This window comes from Shewanella submarina (assembly GCF_042646185.1).
GTDB classification, from domain to species: domain Bacteria; phylum Pseudomonadota; class Gammaproteobacteria; order Enterobacterales; family Shewanellaceae; genus Shewanella; species Shewanella corallii.
Window position 1 is genome coordinate 130,556 of sequence record NZ_JBHRTD010000018.1, and the last position, 19,125, is coordinate 149,680.

Consider the following 19,125-nt stretch of genomic DNA (forward strand, 5'->3'; position numbering starts at 1 on the left):
TGTTTATTCAAACAGCTCGAAAAAGCGGACAAACTCCTGCCATTGTTTTGATGCGTGGGTCAGATCGCCGGGGACAAAGCTTACCTCTGTTCCTGGCATACACTGGACCAGACACCACTGGGAGTAGCGACTCAGGACAAAGGGCTTGGGGTAGCCACCCAGTGTTTGTCTGTCTGACATCAGGATAATAGGCTGTCCATCCGGCGGCAGTTGCATGGCACCGGCACTTATCCCCTCAGATATCATGCCTGCAGGGCCGGCTTTGACCGCCTGCCCCTCAAATCTGATACCCATACGGTCAGAGTTGGGGCTGATACGATAGCGAGTGTCAAACAGAGTAGCCAGCTGCTCCAGGGTATAATCCATGTACTGTGGACCGTGCAGCAGCTCCAATGTAACCGGGTCTGAATAGTTTGGCTGATAGCGATCAGGCACCTTATTGGTGCAGCTTACATTTAGGTTTGTTTGTGAGTTATCACTTACTTTTAGGACGGCGCCTTTGGTGAGTTTTTCACCATTTGTTCCCCCCAGCTTGTTTCTCACCACTGTAGCCCGGCTGCCCAATATTGCTTGGGTTTGAAATCCCCCTTTAACCGCCAGATATGCCCTCAGACCAGAGACTGCAGTGCCCAGTTGCAACTCTTCGCCGGCCTTCAGGGGAAAGCTGCGCCAGTTGGCCTGTGGCCTTGCTTCCCCATTGCTGACTATTTTCGCCTGCATATCGGCACCGCAGAGGGATAAGGTCATATCCTGATGGGCGAAGAAGCTGGCCTGACCCAGAGTGATCTCCAGCATTGCCCCAGACATGGGGTTGCCCAGCAGGCGATTGGCCCAACAAAAGGCGTGCAAGTCCATGGGGCCGCCCTGACTCAAGCCCAGTCCTGCAACGCCAAAGCGACCGGGATCCTGGATCAGGCTCAGTGGACCGGGTTGACGTACTTCCAGACCTGATGGCGCTACTTCCAAACCGGGCATGGCTCGCCTCCCAGTTCGATAAATTGCTCCTCTGTTACCTGATAAAACTCCACGCTGTCACCGGCGATAAATGGTGTCATAGGCTCATTATCCGGATTGAACAGGGTCAGTGGGCAGTTACCAATAATCTGCCAGCCTCCCGGTGAGGTATCGGGATAGACAGCAGTTTGTGCCTCGGCGATGCCGACACTGCCTTTGGGAATGCTGAGCCTGGGCGCGGAGTGACGGGGATGGCGGATGGCGTTATCCACTTCGCCCAGAAAGGCGAAGCCCGGCGCGAAGCCAATGGCACATATTGTGTAACGCCTGCCTGTGTGCAGCTTGATAACCTCTTCGGGACAGAGTCCTTTGGCCTGAGCAAGCGCGGCCAGATCAGGCCCATAATGGCTGCCATAAAGTACCGGCAGTCGGTGCAGTGTGCCGACAGACTCCACTGCCTGAGCCTGTATCCACAATGTGGGTATTGATGTGGACAGTTCCAGCGGCGACAGCTTCAGCGGATGGTATTCAATCAGCAGTGTGGTGTAGGAGGGCACAAGCTCAAGCAAAGCATTGCCAAAGCGCTGCTTCAGCGATGTCGATAGCGCGGCAATGCGGGCGGGCAGGGCAGTATCTATCGTCTCAGCAAATCTAACCAGCAGCTGGGCCTCGCCAATTTGCATCACCTCTGGTGCATTGGGTGACTGTGACATTTATGTATTGCTCAGCGGGGATTTGCCGCTCAGTTGGGCAGCGATATCCGCTATGGTCTGAATCGAGGCCGGGTTATCGCCGTGCACACAGATACTGTCCACTTCAAGTTCCAGCAGGCCACCGTCCTGTGTCATCACTGAACCGGCTGCCAGCAAGGCGGTTTGTCGCAGAATATCGGTATTGCTTGCCAGCACTGCGCCCGGTTCATTTCGTGGGACCAGTAACCCCTCCCGGGTGTAAGCCCGGTCGGCAAAAGCTTCCAGCAGCAGTGACACTCCGGAGTCTGCCGCCAGGGCTTGATATTCACTGTTATCGGCGCGGCTCAGCACCATAAGCGCAGGCTTACCGGGCAATTGTGCAACTGCCGCCAGTATGGCGCTGAACACCTGGCTGTCGACCATCATCAGGTTATACAGAGCGCCATGGGGTTTGACGTAATCCACCTGAGCCCCCACCTGACTGGTCAGTCCCATCAAGGCACCCACCTGGTAGGCGATAAGGTGTTTGATCTGTTCCAGAGAGTGGGGGATATGGCGGCGACCAAAGCCCTGCAGATCGGCATAGCCGGGGTGGGCACCTATGCTGACCTTGTGTTCCTGCGCCAGTTTGACCGTGGCAGCCATGACGTCGGGATCGGAGGCATGAAAGCCACAGGCAATATTGGCCTGCTGAATATGGGGCATGACAGCCGCATCGTGCCCCATCGGCCATTGACCGAAGCTTTCGCCCATATCGCAATTCAGTCCTACCCTGCTGCTCATTTCTACCTATTCCCGAGTTTTGTGTCTGTAGATAATGATTGGATTCTATGGGTTTGTTGTCAAAAGGTTTCTGCATGGTTAATGTGGAGTTTTGATAAGCAAAGTCTGAAGCAAGTTGGATAAAGTGACCGCCAGAAGTCTCATCATTGTCATACTCTTTGCGCTCTTGTCTGGGTTTGCCATGCCTGAGCAGGCTGTGGCCGGCAATGACCAGAAGCAGAGCGACAGCGTCCGCTGGGATATGCCCACCCCCTATGGCGATGCCACTCACCATACCCAAAATCTGAAGCAGTTTGTGGCAGATGTAGAACAGGCCAGTCACGGCCAGTTCAGAATCGTGCTGCATACAGGCGCTTCCCTGTTTAAACACAATGAGCTGCCCAGGGCTGTGCGCAGTCGTTTGGTGCCCATGGTGGAGGTGTTTGGTGGCCTGCTTGGCAATGAAAATCCCCTGTTCAAACTGGATAACCTGCCATTTCTGGCGACAGATTTTGATTCTGCCTGGCAGTTGTACCAGGCCAGTAAACCCGCAATGGAACAGGCGCTGGCACACCATGGGCTGATACTCCTGTATGCAGTGCCCTGGCCGCCTCAGGGGTTATACAGTCAAAAGCCGGTTACAGGGTTGGATGACTTCTCCGGTGCCAGAATGAGGGCCTACAGCCCGGTCACCTCGCAAATGGCGCTGCTGCTGAATACTCAGCCCACTACAGTGCAGACGGTGGAGATCCCCCAGGCCTTTTCCACCGGCATGATAGATATGATGGTTACCTCTCCTACCACTGGGGTCAGTTCCCAAGCCTGGGACTATGTCTCTCACTACACAGATATTCAGGCCTGGCTGCCCAAGAATCTGGTGCTGGTGAATCTCAGGGCATTTGAACGTTTGCCCCCAGTCAGCCAGCAGGCGCTGATGACAGCCGCTGCCCGGGCTGAAAAGCGCGGATGGCAACTGGCCAGAGAGGAAACCCTGACTAAGACCAAAGCGCTGGCAGAGCAAGGAATGCAGGTCAGCCTGCCGACACAGGCATTGATGCAGGGGCTTAACGATATCGGCGTGCAAATGACGGCGGACTGGTTGAAGGAGGCTGGCGCTGAGGGGGAAGCAGTGGTTAATCAGTTCAATCGGTTGCGGGAGGCGTCGAGATGAAGTCTGCCTCAGCAATGCGGCTTTGGCTGGATAGATTGTACCTGTCGGGGGCGCTGGTCTCCGCACTGGCCATATTGCTTATTTGCCTGCTTATTCTTGCCCGGGTTATTGGCCGCTGGTTCGGCATTATTGTGCCAGCAGCCGACGCTCTCAGTGGCTATCTACTGGCCACCTCCGCCTTTATGGCCATGGCTTACACCTTTCGTCACGGTGGCCATATCCGGGTCAGTCTGGTGATAACCCGCTTGCCGCCTTGGTGGCAAAAGCGGGTTGAGACAGGTGTGCTTCTGCTGGCCAGTCTGTTTGCTGCTTACCTGACCTGGCAGCTGATCTACATGGTGTGGGAAACCTGGATGTTTAAGGAGGTCACTACTGGTTATCTGGCATTTCCCCTGTTTTGGGTGCAATGGACACTGCCATTGGGCATGGGGCTGTTCACCCTGAGCCTGATCGATGGATTGCTGATGGGCACTGGAGCTGAAACCTCAGGTGAAGGAGGTGCCGCCCATGAGTGAGTTGATGATAGGCGCTGTTTTGCTGGTGGCACTGTTTGCCTTGCTGTCAGCCGGTCTGTGGATTGCCCTGACCCTGATCATGGTTGGCATGCTGGGCATGGCATTGCTGGGTAATGATGCGTTTGGCCTTAACTATGCGGTGGCGACCTGGGGCGCAGTATCTGACTGGTCGCTGGCGGCCCTGCCTCTGTTTATCTGGATGGGGGAGATACTGTTTCGGACCCGGCTGGCTCGCAACCTGTTTGAGGGCCTGACTCCCTGGCTGGCCAATTTGCCCGGCCGTATGCTGCATATGAACATTCTCAGCTGCGGCATTTTTGCCGCTGTGTCTGGCTCATCGGCTGCAACAGCAGCGACCATAGGTCGTATGACGCTGCCTGAACTGAAACGCGCCGGTTACGACGATAAGATGGCGCTTGGCACGCTGGCAGGCTCAGGTACGCTTGGGCTCTTGATCCCGCCATCCATTATTTTGATTGTGTATGGTGTCGCTGCCGAGGTTTCTATCGCCCGTTTGTTTATCGCCGGGGCTTTACCCGGACTTATGCTGGTGGGCCTGTTTATGGGCTTTACCATGCTGTGGGCGCTGAGACATCCCGAAGGCGTCCCCGGGGAATCCCAGCGTTACTCATGGGGAGCCAGGTTCAAAGCCCTTATCGGTTTGTTGCCTCTGGCGGCACTGGTGCTGTTTGTACTGGGCAGTATTTATGGCGGATTGGTCACCCCAACAGAAGCCGCAGCACTTGGTGTCCTGGGAGCTTTGCTGCTGGCGGGTCTCAGTGGCGAGCTTAGCTGGCAGAACTTCAAAGATAGCCTGATGGGGGCGGTAAAAACATCCTGCATGATCCTGTTTATTCTGGCGGGAGCCGCATTCCTGACTTTGGCGATGGGCTTTATCGGATTGCCCAGTCTGTTGGCCTCTGAAATAGGGGCGATGGGGCTATCGCCCCTGCTGTTACTGGCCTGTCTAACCCTGCTGTTCGTATTGCTGGGCTGCTTTCTGGATGGGATCTCCGTGGTATTGCTGACCACCTCAGTGGTGTTGCCCATGGTGCAGCAGGCGGGGATAGATCCTCTCTGGTTTGGTATCTATCTGGTGTTGGTGGTGGAGATGTCGCAAATCACCCCGCCGGTAGGCTTCAACCTGTTTGTTATTCAGGATCTCACCGGCCGGGATCTGCTTTATATTGCCAAAGCCGCTTTGCCCTTCTTTTTGCTGCTCCTGTTGGCCTGTGTGCTGATAACCATATGGCCGGGCATAGTCACAGCGCTGCCGGCATCCATGGCATGATATTTCAGCAATAAAAAAGGGCCGCAAGGCCCTTTTTTGAGTTACAGAGAACGCTTTTAATAAACGCGCTCTTAATAAACGCCTTGGGCCTTCATGGCTTCGGCGACTTTTACGAAACCGGCGACGTTGGCACCCAGCTCGTAGTTGATATGGTCGCCATCACGGCCATATTTCTCGGCAGTGGCGTGGATGGAGTACATGATCTCCTTCAGACGCTGATCTACCTCTTCACGGCTCCAGCTAAGGCGCAGTGCGTTCTGGCTCATTTCCAGACCGGAAGTGGCTACACCACCTGCGTTGGCGGCTTTGCCCGGCGCGAACAGCACCTTGGCTTCGTGGAACAGCACAATAGCTTCAGCTGTGCTTGGCATGTTGGCGCCTTCAGCCACAAAGCGAACGCCATTGGCGATCAGCTGGCGGGCGTGCTCTTCATTCAGTTCATTCTGAGTCGCGCAGGGCAGTGCCACCTCTACCGGGAACTGCCATGGGGTCGCGGCAGTCACATATTCCAGACCCAGTTCATGGGCATAGTCAGCAACGCGGCCGCGGCGCTCGTTCTTAATCTCCATCAGCTTAGCCAGCTTCTCAGGCGTGAAGCCTTCCGGGTCGTAAACTGTGCCGGAAGAGTCTGAAGCGGTCACTACCTTGCCGCCCATCTCCATTGCCTTTTCGATGGCGTACTGAGCCACGTTACCAGAGCCGGATACAGCGATAGTTTTGCCTTCCAGGGTTTCACCTTTGGCTTTCAGCATGGCTTCAACGAAGTAAAGCACACCATAACCTGTGGCTTCAGGACGGATCAGGCTGCCACCGAAAGACAGGCCTTTACCTGTGAATACACACTCGGCGCTGTTGGTCAGCTTTTTCATCATGCCTGTCATATAGCCCACTTCACGGGCACCCACGCCGATATCACCGGCCGGTACGTCAGTGTCTGCACCCAGGTGACGGTACAGCTCCAGCATCAGCGCCTGACAGAAACGCATTACTTCGCCTTCGCTTTTGCCTTTCGGGTCGAAGTCGCTGCCGCCTTTACCACCGCCCATTGGCAGAGTGGTCAGGGCGTTTTTAAAGGTCTGTTCGAAGGCCAGAAACTTCAGTACTGACTGGTTAACTGACGGGTGGAAACGCATGCCGCCTTTGAAAGGGCCAATGGCTGAGTTGTGCTGGATACGGAAAGCGCGGTTTACCTGCACTTTACCCTGATCATCAACCCAGGATACCCGGAACTGGATCAGACGCTCTGGCTCGACCAAACGCTCCAGAATACCGGCATTCAGGTATTCGGGATGCTGCTGAACATAGGGCCAGATAGAGGTCAGTACTTCACGTACGGCCTGCAGGAATTCTGGCTGGTTTGGGTTGCGGTCAGCAACAGTGGCAAGAAAGCTGTCGAGAGTCATCTCAGCGCTCATTTAGGGCTCCTGTGGGAATACAAAGGATGAAGAATCATGATTATTAGAGTGGACCGACTGGTCTGGGCAAGCCTTCCACGCCTTATGGCAGCGTTTTATAGCAGGGTTCACTGGTAACTGAACATGACACTTTGCTAAACCTGTGGTTTTCCTCAAGAAAATTGAAGGCATTCAGAACTTGCTGAGTATTCGTTAATAAATCTGCCTTTGGATTTGTAAATCTTCAAAAAACAGGAGCTGTTGTGAAAGTGTTGGAGTTTCGAGCGCTTGCAAATCCGGCTGACCCTTTATTGAGTCATGAAGTCGCCATGATTGATGGGGGAGGAGTATGTGGCCAGTTTTATTGCGCCAGAATCTTCCCTCTGCTGCATACGTATGCATAGTTTGGTTGTGGGTTAGTGTTATGTTTTTAAAGGTTAAATTCTGTTTTTGGTTATTGGCTTTTGCCATTGCCAGCCTACTGCAGGTTACCCTGCCTGCGACCCGAATATTCTTCGCTGTCGGTCAGTATAGAAAATCACCTGTCTGTCAATTCTGAGTATGTTGCCTAATTGTTGTTTTAATACAGTGGTTTAGCTTGGGTTGTGTCGCTGCTGGTCGCGTGAGTTTTGACCACGGGGAGCGTCTTGTATTGCTAATACAGGATGAATGAATACGTATGCATAAAATTGAGTCGTATGTAACCAAATGGTAACAAGTATTGCATTGTGTACCGGTTGCAACAGACCTCTTAGGCGAATCGGTGCATGACCCTGATAAAAAAATTAAATCCGGAGGGGAGAGCATGTCACTGTTTAAGCCGAGTCTGGTGATGTTGGCGCTGGCATCAACTGGGATGGCCCAGGGCGTGGTTGCCGAAGAGCAACAGGCTGCAGATGAGAAAATAGAAGTAATTGAGGTGCGTGGTATTCGTGGCAGCATGCTGGCGAGCCAGGCGGTTAAGCAGGGTTCTACTGAGATTGTTGAATCCATCAATGCTGAAGAGATAGGTAAACTGCCGGATGTGAGTATTGCTGAGTCGCTGGCACGTCTGCCGGGCCTGGCGGCGCAGCGTCTCGATGGCCGCGCCAATGTGGTATCGATTCGTGGTCTGGCACCTGATTTCACCATAGCGACCCTGAACGGTCGGGAGCAGGTGACTGTGGGTGACAACCGGGGGGTTGAGTTTGATCAGTACCCTTCTGAGCTGATCAACTCTGTAGTGGTTTACAAGACGCCCAATGCTGCGCTGCTGTCTCAGGCCATTGGTGGTACGGTTGATATGCGTACTGTCAAACCTCTGTCCTACAACGAACGTCAACTGGTGGTTAACGGTCGTGGCGAATACAACGATCTGGGCAAGCTTAACCCGGATGGTAAAGACAAGGGCTATCGCGCCAGTTTCTCCTACATAGATCAGTTCAATGATGACACGCTTGGGGTGGCTTTCGGTTATGCCAAGTTGTATTCCCCTAACCAGGAAGAGCGCTGGCAAGCCTGGGGTTATCCAAATCTGGGTTATGACGACGCCAATCCACTGGTATTGGGTGGCGCCAAGCCATTTGTTCGCTCCAGCCTGCTTGAGCGTGATGGTGTGATGCTGGTTATCGAGTATCAGCCAAGCAGTAATTTCAGCTCCACTCTGGATGCTTACTACACCAAGTTCACCGATGAGCAGTTGCTGCGGGGTATTGAGATCCCCGGGCAGTGGGGTGCCGGATGGGCCAATGATGGTGTGATTGGTACTCAGAATGAAGATGGACTGGTGACAGCTGGCTCCTTTGTAAACTCTAAGGTGTTGGTACGTAACGATTTGAACCGCCGTGATGCGGATACCATCTCTGTGGGTTGGAACGGCATTTACACCATCAATGATGACTGGAGTCTGGAGGGAGATATCTCCTACTCCAAGGCGGATCGTACCGACTTCGGTCTGGAAACCTACGCAGGTACCAGCCGTGGCAATGGATGTACTGAGGGCGGTTGTGAAAACCTTAAGTTCCAGATGCAGGGAGATCGCGGCGCGACCTTCTTCCCCTCCATCAATTATGCTGATCCCGCGCTGATCAAACTGGGTGGCCCCTTCAACTGGGGTAACAATGTCACGGTTCCAGGTAATGCTCAGGATGGCTTTATCAATACTCCAAGCATTGAAGATGAACTGTCTGCAGTGCGTCTGACCGCGGAGCGTCTGCTGTCAGAGGGACCACTGGCCAGCATTCAGTTTGGTGTGAATTACAGCGAGCGTGAGAAATCCAAAAAGGATGAGGGCTTCTTCCTGACGCTGAAAGACTATCCGGATACCCTGGCGGTGCCGTCTCAGTATCTGATGTCACCAACCTCGCTGGACTTTATCGGCATGGGTCAGATGCTGACCTATAACGCCGAAGCGCTGCTGAATGATGGTTACTACAAGCTGACCTCAGAGGGTGAAACCGTCTCCAGTCGTGCCACCGGCACCTGGAGCGTGAAAGAAGAAGTCACCACAGGTTATGTGATGGCCGAGGTGGATACCGAGCTGGCGGATCGCCCGCTGGTGGGTAACTTTGGTCTGCAGGTGGTGCACACCAAGCAGTCATCAACCGGTAAGGCGGTGACCCAGAAAGATGGTCTGGTGGTGCTGCAGGATAACTCTGGTGGCGATACCTATACCGAGTGGTTGCCAAGTGCCAACCTGTCCTGGGAGGTGATGGACAGCCATCAGCTGAGGTTCGCCGTCGCACGTTCACTGGCCCGCGCCCGTATGGACAAGATGAACGCCGGTCTGACCTTCAACTATGACCCTTCACTGGCTGGCAGCACGGATATCGACAACTCTCCCTGGAGTGGCGGCGGTGGTAACCCAAGCCTTAAGCCTTGGCTGGCCTGGCAGTACGACCTCGGCTATGAGATCTATCTGGATGAAGGCTATCTGGCGTTGGGCGTGTTCTACAAGGATCTGGAGAACTACATCTTCGATGAGTCCGTGGTCTACGACTTCAGCGGCTTTATCGTACCTGATCCACAGCCAGCATTGACCGATGGCCAGTTTACTCAGCCGGAAAACGGTCGTGGCGGCTATATCCGCGGGGTTGAAGCGTCTGCCCACCTCACAGGTGGCATGCTGACAGATGTATTGAGTGGCTTTGGCCTTATCCTGTCCGGCTCTTATAACGAGAGTGAAGTGCAGGAAACCGCAGACAGTGACCCAATCGACCTGCCAGGCTTGTCACAGAAGGTTGCCAACGCCACCTTCTACTATGAAGACTATGGCTTCCAGGCGCGTATCAGTGCCCGTTACCGCAGCGACTTCCTGGGCGAGGTTACTGGTCTATCCCTGGCCCGTATCCCGGTTTACGTGAAAGGCGAAACCCTGGTAGATGCCCAGATCGGCTATGACTTTACCGAAATGGGTGTCGATGGCCTGTCTGTGCTGTTGCAGGTTAACAACCTCACCGACGAGCCGTTTGTGACCTATCAGAATGGCGATACCCGCCAGATACGCGACTACCAGCAGTATGGTCGTAACTATATGCTGGGATTCAGCTATAAATTCTGATTTGGCGTAATCTGCTAACGTTTGTGGAAGCCCAGTTGGGGAAACCTGACTGGGTTTTTTGTTGCCCTGGTTTTGCCACCGTATCGCCGGTGAGACTCTTTTTTGATATCCCTGCGGGATATGCCGCTTGCCTGCGGTGAGAGTATTGGAGCTGCGCTCCAAACTTGCTTTCGCAAGGATAGCCAAGCTGCGCTTGGCCGAAATCGAAGCCTTCCAGGCTTCACCCGGGTCAGGGGCGTTGCTTGTCCAACGCCCCTAACAACCCCAAGGACACCCCAACCGAAGTTGTTACCCATCGTGCATTGCATGCAACTGACGTGACCGGTGACGATTCACCGTCCATGGCTCAGCGCCACCTATGTCATCATCCATGATGACATTCACTATTGCACACAATCCCCTCCGGCAACTTCGGACGGGGACTGGTGTATCCCTCCAACTCGCAAATGCCCCAAAGTTACTTTCGCTGTGCATGGCACGGTTGGTCATCAAGCGTGGCACGGTTTTCGTGAGTGGAAATTTTAAATAGTTATTAAACTCAGTATCTTGAGGCGTATTGACATGTAGGTAACAGGCGTCAGGCAGGCAGATAATGTGCCGGCACGCTTTTGCTCAAAGTTTAATCTGGACTTCTGTTGCCAGCTTGTTAAATAATTGATTAAAACAGTGGCGCGATTTTCACTGGTTTGAGGTGACAAACGAGCATGCACACTACACAAACGTTATATGTAGAAGGAGAGTTCAGCTAATGCGATACCTGCTATTTCTATTACTTATTCCTTTTTTTACGTTGGCAGATATTAATTCGGAACTACAAAAAGAATTAATTGAAATGGGACTTAAAGATCAAGAGATTCGTAATGAGATTGGTAAATCAGGCTGGCAAAATCCGTCGCGGGAATTACTGGATAAATTAAGTGAAATAGACAAATTAAATACTGCCAAACTTAAGTTGATTATTAAGGAGCATTCTTGGTTAACTAAAGATTTGGTAGGTGTGGAAGGGATTGGTGCAGCTTTTTTAATAATTCAACATTCACCTGACATTGCTTTTAAAGCTGAAATGCTGCCTTGCTTAGAAAGATCATATTTAAATGATGAGGGTATTACAGGCCAAGAAGTCGCTCTATTAACTGATCGAGTTCTTATTGCGCAAGGTAAGAAGCAAATATATGGGACCCAAGTTGACTTAATCGACGGAAAAGTTGTATTTAAACCTATTAAAGATGAAGCTAACGTTGATAAGCGTAGAGCAGATATGAAAATGCCACCGTTAGATTTTTACCTAAAACTAATGGAAGAAATGTACGGAATTAAAGACCATCCGGAAATAGAGCTTAACTAACTATAAATACAACGTGGGCTTAAAGTGGGAGCCGCAGCAGTTGGACCGGTTCCACTTTGCTTCACATTTTAGCCTGCTATTACTCACCGCTTAAGGCGACGTTAGTATTATAAGGATATCCAATGTCTGAGAGTCAAATCGTGATAGAGTTAGAGATGCCGATTATTTAAAAATAATAAAGGAAGAATTGTCCAACATAATTAAGAGAAATAGTCCCCAAAATTCGGACACGATTTTAAGTGAATAGTCTGCTTAAATAACCAGCAAGACAACTGGAGCCGATTATGACGAGAAAACGTAGAAATCACTCACCTAAATTCAAAGCTAAGGTTGCATTGGCCGCCGCTAAGGGCGATAAAACCGTCTCTGAGTTAGCGCAACAATTCAATCTCCACCCTAATCAAATTACTACTTGGAAAAAGAGCTGATTGAAAATGCGGCCTCTCTTTTCGGCGCTAAGAGGCTACTGATAAGGACAATGCAGAGGATGTTGACAAGCTGCATGCCAAAATCGGTCAGTTGACCATGGAAAATGATTTTTTAGCCAAAGTGCTCGGTCGTTAGGCCGGGTCCAACGTAAGGATGCGCTGGATAAAACCGACAAGTTACCGATTAAACAGCAGTGTCAGTTACTTAATCTCGCACGCTCAACCGCGTACTACTGCCCTCTGGATATCAGTGCACAGTTCACCAGCACAGAGTTCACCGACAAGCTCAAAGAGCATGAAATAAGGATCAGCATGGATGGAAAAGGTCGCTGGATTGACAATGTGTTTATTGAACGCCTCTGGCGCAGTCTGAAATATGAGGAGGTGTACCTAAAAGCCAACGAGACACCAAAATAAGCTGAAGTTGAAATTGGGCACTACATGGTGTTTTATCATGAGCAGCGAAATCATCAAAACCTTGACAATCTCACTCCTGATGAGGTGTATTTTAGCAAGCAAAGGTTCGCTGCATGACTTGGATTGTTCACTTAAGAAATCGATTTATTTGTCCAACCAATGGGATCCACCTCTTTCATCGCCGCGATATTTTGCTTACGCCGGATGCTAGCTTTCTTATCTTTTTCTGGTCGCAGCATATTTAAATCCATGTGCCGGATGGTAGCCAGGACCTCCGCTGTATTTTCGAAAACATAGCCATATATGGTCATGTTGCTCTTCAAGAGCCGTAGGTGAAGTTTGGCTCAAGCTGAGCCAAAAAACGTTAGCGATCTCAACCTGCTAATCAATATGCATTAACGATGTCGACTCCAATATATTATTCATAATTGAATTTGCCCGAGCAACCCACCGAAGACCATTTTCATCTCCAGTAAAGGTGAAAAGCATTTGAACAAAATAGTGTTCTGAAAGTTGAGAATAATATATATAATCGAGATTCTTATCCACAAATTCTCTGTTGCTGAGGTTTGTCTTGCCACTATAGAACTTACAAAAGTACCAATTTACGCCATTAACTTCCTTTAAACTGATATCCTCTTCACATGCAAGACCTGAAGATTCGAATCGACTATTAACAAACCCTATAAACGCCGTTATATCGGCCCTGTCTATCCCTTGAGTATCCGAAATTCTAACAATTCTTACCGAATACCTTAGAATCCCAATAACACGAAAAAAACTTTTAAAATCCCAAAACTTATTAATCACATCTACAGCAAACGGCTTATGATGAAATATGTCGTTATCTAAATCAACTTCAGTCAAAACCGAAGAATTATAAAACATCTCGCTTTGTCTATCAGGAATATAAGTGGATAAAATATGATTCCCTATTCTGATTTGCACATGTCTACCTCTATCAGTCAAAGCGCTATTGCAACCTGCTATCGGCGTGATTAATGCAAAAATAAAAGCTATTAGTCTAACATTCATATTCATCACAGCCCCCATCGAGCGTACAGCCACCCATAATTTTAATTCAAGTCAGAATGCCATCTCGCCAGCGTACGTTCAATGTTCCCTTCAATAACATGGACACCCATTATTAAGTGGGGAACTCTGAATGGCGGGGTACACCATGTCTCCCTCGAGGTGGCCGCGGGGGATGGAGGCAAATGCCGTGGACGAGGCATGGATGCCGAGTCAGCGCCAGTCGAATCAGGGGCGAGTATCGCGAAGCGATAAGTCTGCGAGCGCGAGACAGGATAGTCGAGCTGGAGGGATTTACAGGGATGTAAATCGAGTGTCTGGCGTGATAGGCAATTTGACGCTAATCCCCAAAGGGGTGTCCACTTCGTCGGGAGTCGCAGGGGGATTGAATAAGGGGGCCTGCCGAAACGGTTCCCTTTTCCCGGGTGTGGGCTTGGGCGAATGCTTGCCGGTGGCAAGCCTGTTTATGAGCGAGAGGCATGGATGCCGAACTGGCCGTTGTACAGGGATGTATTTGCCCACGACTTTTTCCAAGCTTCGCTTGGCCAATCCCATACAGTCAGCGCCAGCTGAAAACAAAAGAACCCAGTCAAAGCTGGGTTCTTAATCAAATCATACAGACTGTTGATCGACAGTCACATCAATCATCAATCTGCAGAAAGCACAGAATACCCAAACGGCGGCAGGTGCAAGGTGTTGCCTGACACCTCAACACCACCTGGTGCCAGTTGTACGGCATTGGAAGCGATAGCGTCCAGCGACAGTGAGTGGACATCAGCACTCAGGTTGAATACGCACAGCAGTCGCTTGCCTTCATACTCACGCCAGAAGCCCAATAGTGGCTCGGAAAGCTCGGTAAAGCGGATATCACCAGCCAGCAATACCGGCTGAGTCTTACGCCAGTGCAGGAAGGCCTTGGTGCTTTGCAGTACCGAACCTGCTGCCTGCTGGGTATCAACGGCGACGACCTTGTGCTCATCCACCGCCGGCAGCCATGGAGTCACAGTACTGAAACCGGCGAACTCATCATTTTGCAGCCATGGCATTGGCGTGCGGCAACCGTCACGGCCTTTAAAGTTAGGCCAGAAGGTGATGCCGTAAGGGTCCTGCAACAGCTCGTAAGGAATATCAGCTTCGCTCAACCCCAGTTCTTCACCCTGATACATACAGATGCTGCCGCGAATACAGCCCAGCAGCACGTTAAGCATGCTGGCCTGAGTGGCAGACACTTCACCATTACGGGCCCAGCGGGTGGCAACACGCTTAACGTCGTGGTTACTAAAGGCCCAGCATGGCCAGCCCTGACCCAGCTTGTTTTCCAGGTTTTCCACTGTGTGACGGATATACCCGGCATCACTGTCATCGGTCAGAAACTCAAAGCTGTAACCCAGGTGCAGTCTGCCCGGTTGGGTGTACTCAGCCATGGTGGCAAGTGAGTCTTCTGAGGAGATCTCGCCCAGGGCTGCCGTGTCCGGATACTTGTCCAGCAGGGCCCGCAGGTCATCGATAAAGGCCAGGTTTTCCGGCTGGGTATTGTTGTACCAGTGGTACTGGAACGCATAGGGGTTGTCGTTGCTGAATCCACGACCTGAGCGTTCCGCTTCCGGCTTGGCCGGATTATCTCGCAACTGCTTATCGTGGAAGCAGAAGTTGATGGCATCCAGGCGGAAACCGTCCACACCACGCTTCAGCCAAAACTCCACATTGTCCAACGCCGCCTGTTGTACTTCCGGGTTGTGGAAGTTCAGATCCGGCTGGCTGGTGAGGAAGTTGTGCAGATAGTACTGGCCACGGCGTGGTTCCCACTGCCAGGCACAGCCACCGAAAATAGACAGCCAGTTGTTGGGGGGAGTGCCGTCCGGACGGGGATCTGCCCATACATACCAGTCGGCTTTGGGGTTATCACGGCTTTCACGACTTTCCAGGAACCAGGCATGCTGATCTGAGGTGTGACTGAGTACCTGATCAATCATCACCTTAAGGCCGAGATTGTGGGCCTTGTCCAGCAAACGGTCGAAGTCGGCCAGGGTGCCGAACATAGGGTCGACATCGCGGTAGTCGCTGATGTCATAACCGAAATCTGCCATTGGAGATTTAAAGAAAGGGGAGATCCAAATGGCATCCACGCCCAGGTCGGCGATATAGTCCAGCTTGTCTACGATCCCCGGCAGATCGCCGATTCCATCGGCATTGCTGTCAGCAAAGCTGCGGGGATAGATCTGATAGATGACGGCGCCACGCCACCATTCCACGTTGTTCATTAACACTCCTCAGTCGCCCCGAAGCATCCAGCGAAGGGCTCATATTTCAGACGCAATTTGGCCGTGTTCGGCCTGTGCTGATTATTAACGTTAATGCTTCCTGAGGGGATCGTCACTTTGCATACGTATGCATGCCCAGAATGAGTGCTACGTCATTGAATTTTATTCATGTGTGAGGTCTTATTGGCGAGCTTTAAAAAATTGTCAGTGACCATGTTAACCAATGTCACCAAATTGGCGGCCAGAGTGATGTTCGGCACGTTTTAGCCGGAATTGAAATGGGCGTCTCAGTTGACTGAGCTCTTGTCATGGAATTGACGTTTGAAAAGTTAATACAAGGAGTTACCTGTTTCCCTGATTGCATGTTTGAAGCAGAGCAGGCATCGGGAATGCGTTTTGCCCAGGGATGAATACGTATGCAGGAAATTGAGCTGGGTTTAACCGGATGGTAACAAAGATGTGATGAGACGGGAGCGCATACCCTACAACAAAGCGCACCGTGTCATACCCAACAGAATGACAATTATATCCAAGGGGGAGACATGTCACTGTTCAAGCCTAGTCTGGTGATGTTGGCTTTGGCCGCAGCTGGTGTATCCAGCATGAATATTGCGGTTGCAGCCGAGCAGTCTACAGCAGACGAGCCGGTAGAAGTGATTGAAGTCCGTGGTATCCGAGGTTCATTGGCCGCTGCACAGGCCACGAAAATGGATAACAGTTCCATCGTTGAGTCTATTTCAGCGGAAGATATTGGTAAGTTGCCCGACAACAGTATTGCCGAGTCTCTGGCACGTCTGCCGGGTCTGACAACACAGCGACTCAATGGTCGCGCCAACGTGGTGTCGATTCGTGGTCTGGCACCTGACTTTACCACCGCCACACTGAATGGTCGTGAGCAGGTCACTGTTAACGAAAACCGTGGTATCGAGTTTGACCAGTATCCTTCTGAACTGATCAGTTCCGCTGTGGTTTACAAAACCCCGGACGCCAGCCTGATGGCTCAGGCAATCGGTGGCACAGTGGATCTGCAAACTGTTCGACCACTGGCGTTTGGTGAGCAGGCATTTGTGGTTAATGGTCGTTATGAGATGAACGACATGGACCAGCTTAACCCTGACGTCAGCAACAAGGGTTACCGCAGCAGTATCTCCTATATTGACCAGTTCCTGGATGACACCCTGGGTGTTGCCATCGGTTTCTCCTCCATGTCCAGCCCAAGCCAGAACGAGCGCTCCCACATCTGGGGTTACCCTGAAGCTGAGGACCTTGAAGGCAAACCACTGGTGATCAGCGGCTATAAGCCTTATGTGCAGTCTTCCGAGCTGCAGCGTGATGGCGTGATGGCGGTGATTGAATTTGCCCCCAATGACAAGCTGCACTCTATTGTCGATGTCTTCTATACCAACTTTGAAGATAACTACAGCCTGCGTGGCGCTGAAATGCCACTGTATACATCGTATACCGACGATGAAGGTAACAAGACCTCCAACCTGACCAATGCTGTGATTGAAAATGGCATGGTGACCTCAGGTACCTTCAGTGGCGTAAACCCGGTGTTGCGCAACGACTTTGAAGACAAGAATTCAGATCTGATCGCTGTAGGCTGGAATCTGAGCTATGACGTCAGTGAAAACCTGACCCTGGCAGCCGATCTGTCCTACTCCAAAGCAGATACCCATACTTTCTCGCTGGAAAGCTACTCAGGTTTTGGTCGGGGCGGTTCAGAAGCTGGCTATGACGTTGACTTCGTGATGTCTGAAAACGGTGCCATCTTCGATACCGATGCCAACTTTATCAATGCCACTTTGGGTAACCCGCAGAATTGGGGTATTCCGAACAATAACGGCGTGCAAGATGGCTTTATCAATGATATCGAGCTGGAGGATGAGCTGTCTGCCGTGCGCTTGACCGCCAATTACTATCTTGGCTCAGGTATCGTCGAAGAGATTGAGTTTGGTGTTAACTACACCAATCGCGAAAAGACCAAGCAGTATGATTCGGCCTTCCTTCAGTTGAAGAGCAACGCACCGACAGCGGTACCGGGCGAGTTTTTGATGTCCCCCGTGGATCTGGGCTTTATCGGTATTGGTCCAATGCTCACCTATGATCCCCGCGCCCTGTTTGCCAGCGGTATTTATAACGTCTTTGACGCGGCAGAGTTTGACCCATGGCGTAACACCAAGTCCTGGACGGTAGAGGAAGAAGTGATCACCCCTTATGTGCAGGCCAACCTGTATACCGAAATCGGCGATATGCCGCTGAAAGGTAACGTCGGCTTGCAGGCGGTATATACCGACCAGAGTTCGGATGGTTTTACCACGGTACGGGATGAGTCCAATGAGATTGTGCCCATTTCCGGTGGCACAGATTACTGGGAAGTGCTGCCCAGCCTGAACCTGAGCCTGGAAGTGGCTGACGACCAGTATGTACGTTTAGGTATTGCCCGTACGCTGGCCCGTGCCCGTATGGATCAGATGACCGCCAGCCGTGAGTTCTACTACAACGCCAATAACTGGGATAAGACGGATATCAAGGATTCTCCCTGGAGCGGCAGCGGCGGCAACGCTGAGCTTAAGCCCTGGATGGCCTGGCAGTTTGACCTGAGTTACGAGAACTACTTCTCCGGTACCAGCTACTTTGCCGTGGCTGTGTTCTACAAAGATCTGGAAAACTACATCTTCAACAAGCAGACCATAGGCGACTTCAGCTGGATCCCGGTTGAGGGTAACCAGCCTGTATTGACCGAAGGTTATGTCAGCGAGTGGCAAAACGGTGAGGGTGGTTACATCTGGGGCAGCGAAGTGACACTGGCGCTGAACGGTGACCTTTTGCACGACTCCCTGTCAGGTTTTGGTATGTCGGTGAATTACTCCTACACAGACAGTGAAGTGAAGGAAGACGCTGAAAGCGCCCCAATTCCTTTGCCCGGCCTGTCTGAAGATGTGGTTAACGCCAGCCTCTACTACGAAGATTACGGCTTCCAGGCCCGTATCAGTGCCCGTTACCGCTCTGACTTCTTGGGTGAAGTCAGTGGTCTGAGTCTGGCCCGTGACATGCGCTTTGTTGTCAGCGAGACCATTGTTGATGCTCAGATTGGCTATGACTTCTCTGAATCCGGTATCAAGTCACTGGAAGGCCTGTCTGTGGTGCTGCAGGGTCTGAACCTGACCGATGAACCGTTTATGACCTATGAGAATGGTGACGAGCGTCAGATCAAAGATTACCAGAGCTATGGCCGCACCTTTATGTTGGGTGCCAGCTACGCGTTCTAACGGTTAATCGAAACTCAACAATGTCCGGCAGTGGCTGCTGCCGGACATTGTTT

At 51.6% G+C, this 19,125-nt stretch carries 13 protein-coding genes and 1 pseudogene; 7 read left to right on the forward strand and 7 right to left on the reverse strand.

Features of this window, described 5'->3' with window-relative positions; genetic code table 11:
- Window positions 1-3 precede the first annotated feature (3 nt).
- From ACFOE0_RS17735 to ACFOE0_RS17745, 3 genes are read right to left on the reverse strand one after another with little or no spacing between them, the layout of a single operon-like run.
- Window positions 4-975, reverse strand: coding sequence for a 5-oxoprolinase subunit C family protein (locus ACFOE0_RS17735; protein ID WP_248933939.1), 972 nt, complete (start codon window positions 973-975; stop codon window positions 4-6).
- Window positions 957-1,667: a 5-oxoprolinase subunit PxpB gene (gene pxpB / locus ACFOE0_RS17740; RefSeq protein WP_248933940.1), complete on the reverse strand. Its 711-nt coding sequence runs from the start codon at window positions 1,665-1,667 to the stop codon at window positions 957-959. The genes ACFOE0_RS17735 and pxpB overlap by 19 nt, the downstream gene beginning before the upstream one ends.
- Window positions 1,668-2,429, reverse strand: coding sequence for a 5-oxoprolinase subunit PxpA (locus ACFOE0_RS17745; protein WP_248933941.1), 762 nt, complete (start codon window positions 2,427-2,429; stop codon window positions 1,668-1,670).
- A 124-nt stretch (window positions 2,430-2,553) separates the two neighbouring features.
- Between ACFOE0_RS17745 and ACFOE0_RS17750 the strand changes: the two genes are divergently transcribed.
- The 3 genes from ACFOE0_RS17750 to ACFOE0_RS17760 are packed head-to-tail and all read left to right on the forward strand — an operon-like array spanning window position 2,554 to window position 5,385.
- Window positions 2,554-3,579, forward strand: coding sequence for a TRAP transporter substrate-binding protein (locus ACFOE0_RS17750; protein WP_248934741.1), 1,026 nt, complete (start codon window positions 2,554-2,556; stop codon window positions 3,577-3,579).
- Window positions 3,576-4,094 (forward strand): TRAP transporter small permease, encoded by a 519-nt coding sequence (locus ACFOE0_RS17755; protein WP_248933942.1) that lies wholly within the window; start codon window positions 3,576-3,578, stop codon window positions 4,092-4,094. Before ACFOE0_RS17750 ends, ACFOE0_RS17755 begins: the two co-directional genes overlap by 4 nt.
- Window positions 4,087-5,385 carry a TRAP transporter large permease gene (locus ACFOE0_RS17760; protein WP_248933943.1) on the forward strand — a complete coding sequence of 433 codons (1,299 nt, stop codon included), beginning with the start codon at window positions 4,087-4,089 and terminating at the stop codon, window positions 5,383-5,385. Before ACFOE0_RS17755 ends, ACFOE0_RS17760 begins: the two co-directional genes overlap by 8 nt.
- A gap of 71 nt (window positions 5,386-5,456) precedes the next feature.
- On the opposite strand, the gene gdhA is transcribed toward ACFOE0_RS17760, so the two are convergent.
- Entirely contained in the window at window positions 5,457-6,800 is a 1,344-nt protein-coding gene (gdhA, locus tag ACFOE0_RS17765; RefSeq protein WP_115138261.1) for an NADP-specific glutamate dehydrogenase, read from the reverse strand.
- A gap of 192 nt (window positions 6,801-6,992) precedes the next feature.
- The gene (locus tag ACFOE0_RS17770; protein WP_248933945.1) at window positions 6,993-7,250 is read right to left on the reverse strand and encodes a hypothetical protein; all 258 of its coding nucleotides are present in this window, start codon (window positions 7,248-7,250) and stop codon (window positions 6,993-6,995) included.
- Window positions 7,251-7,584: 334 nt separating this feature from the next.
- Between ACFOE0_RS17770 and ACFOE0_RS17775 the strand changes: the two genes are divergently transcribed.
- The 3 genes and pseudogenes from ACFOE0_RS17775 (at window position 7,585) to ACFOE0_RS17785 (ending at window position 12,624) form a co-directional block, all read left to right on the forward strand.
- The gene (locus ACFOE0_RS17775) at window positions 7,585-10,317 is read left to right on the forward strand and encodes a TonB-dependent receptor (protein ID WP_248933946.1); all 2,733 of its coding nucleotides are present in this window, start codon (window positions 7,585-7,587) and stop codon (window positions 10,315-10,317) included.
- 748 nt (window positions 10,318-11,065) lie between these two features.
- The gene (locus tag ACFOE0_RS17780; RefSeq protein WP_248933947.1) at window positions 11,066-11,662 is read left to right on the forward strand and encodes a DUF6624 domain-containing protein; all 597 of its coding nucleotides are present in this window, start codon (window positions 11,066-11,068) and stop codon (window positions 11,660-11,662) included.
- 284 nt (window positions 11,663-11,946) lie between these two features.
- A pseudogene (locus ACFOE0_RS17785) lies at window positions 11,947-12,624 on the forward strand (integrase core domain-containing protein).
- A gap of 264 nt (window positions 12,625-12,888) precedes the next feature.
- On the opposite strand, the gene ACFOE0_RS17790 reads toward ACFOE0_RS17785, so the two are convergent.
- Together ACFOE0_RS17790 and ACFOE0_RS17795 are read right to left on the reverse strand one after the other, a co-directional pair.
- Window positions 12,889-13,548 carry a hypothetical protein gene (locus ACFOE0_RS17790; RefSeq protein ID WP_248933948.1) on the reverse strand — a complete coding sequence of 220 codons (660 nt, stop codon included), beginning with the start codon at window positions 13,546-13,548 and terminating at the stop codon, window positions 12,889-12,891.
- Window positions 13,549-14,186: 638 nt separating this feature from the next.
- Complete coding sequence (locus tag ACFOE0_RS17795) at window positions 14,187-15,800, reverse strand: alpha-glucosidase family protein (protein ID WP_248933949.1); 1,614 nt, start codon at window positions 15,798-15,800, stop codon at window positions 14,187-14,189.
- A gap of 542 nt (window positions 15,801-16,342) precedes the next feature.
- Here ACFOE0_RS17795 and ACFOE0_RS17800 point away from each other — a divergent pair.
- Window positions 16,343-19,072 carry a TonB-dependent receptor gene (locus tag ACFOE0_RS17800; RefSeq protein ID WP_248933950.1) on the forward strand — a complete coding sequence of 910 codons (2,730 nt, stop codon included), beginning with the start codon at window positions 16,343-16,345 and terminating at the stop codon, window positions 19,070-19,072.
- Window positions 19,073-19,125 lie beyond the last annotated feature (53 nt).

Excerpts from the sequence above, each read along its gene's own strand:
- ACFOE0_RS17735 (WP_248933939.1), bottom strand. The coding sequence starts at position 975 with ATGCCCGGTTTGGAAGTAGCGCCATCAGGTCTGGAAGTACGTCAACCC.
- pxpB (WP_248933940.1), bottom strand. The coding sequence starts at position 1,667 with ATGTCACAGTCACCCAATGCACCAGAGGTGATGCAAATTGGCGAGGCC.
- ACFOE0_RS17745 (WP_248933941.1), bottom strand. The coding sequence starts at position 2,429 with ATGAGCAGCAGGGTAGGACTGAATTGCGATATGGGCGAAAGCTTCGGT.
- ACFOE0_RS17755 (WP_248933942.1), top strand. The coding sequence starts at position 3,576 with ATGAAGTCTGCCTCAGCAATGCGGCTTTGGCTGGATAGATTGTACCTG.
- ACFOE0_RS17760 (WP_248933943.1), top strand. The coding sequence starts at position 4,087 with ATGAGTGAGTTGATGATAGGCGCTGTTTTGCTGGTGGCACTGTTTGCC.
- gdhA (WP_115138261.1), bottom strand. The coding sequence starts at position 6,800 with ATGAGCGCTGAGATGACTCTCGACAGCTTTCTTGCCACTGTTGCTGAC.
- ACFOE0_RS17770 (WP_248933945.1), bottom strand. The coding sequence starts at position 7,250 with ATGGCAAAAGCCAATAACCAAAAACAGAATTTAACCTTTAAAAACATA.
- ACFOE0_RS17775 (WP_248933946.1), top strand. The coding sequence starts at position 7,585 with ATGTCACTGTTTAAGCCGAGTCTGGTGATGTTGGCGCTGGCATCAACT.
- ACFOE0_RS17780 (WP_248933947.1), top strand. The coding sequence starts at position 11,066 with ATGCGATACCTGCTATTTCTATTACTTATTCCTTTTTTTACGTTGGCA.
- ACFOE0_RS17790 (WP_248933948.1), bottom strand. The coding sequence starts at position 13,548 with ATGAATATGAATGTTAGACTAATAGCTTTTATTTTTGCATTAATCACG.
- ACFOE0_RS17795 (WP_248933949.1), bottom strand. The coding sequence starts at position 15,800 with ATGAACAACGTGGAATGGTGGCGTGGCGCCGTCATCTATCAGATCTAT.
- ACFOE0_RS17800 (WP_248933950.1), top strand. The coding sequence starts at position 16,343 with ATGTCACTGTTCAAGCCTAGTCTGGTGATGTTGGCTTTGGCCGCAGCT.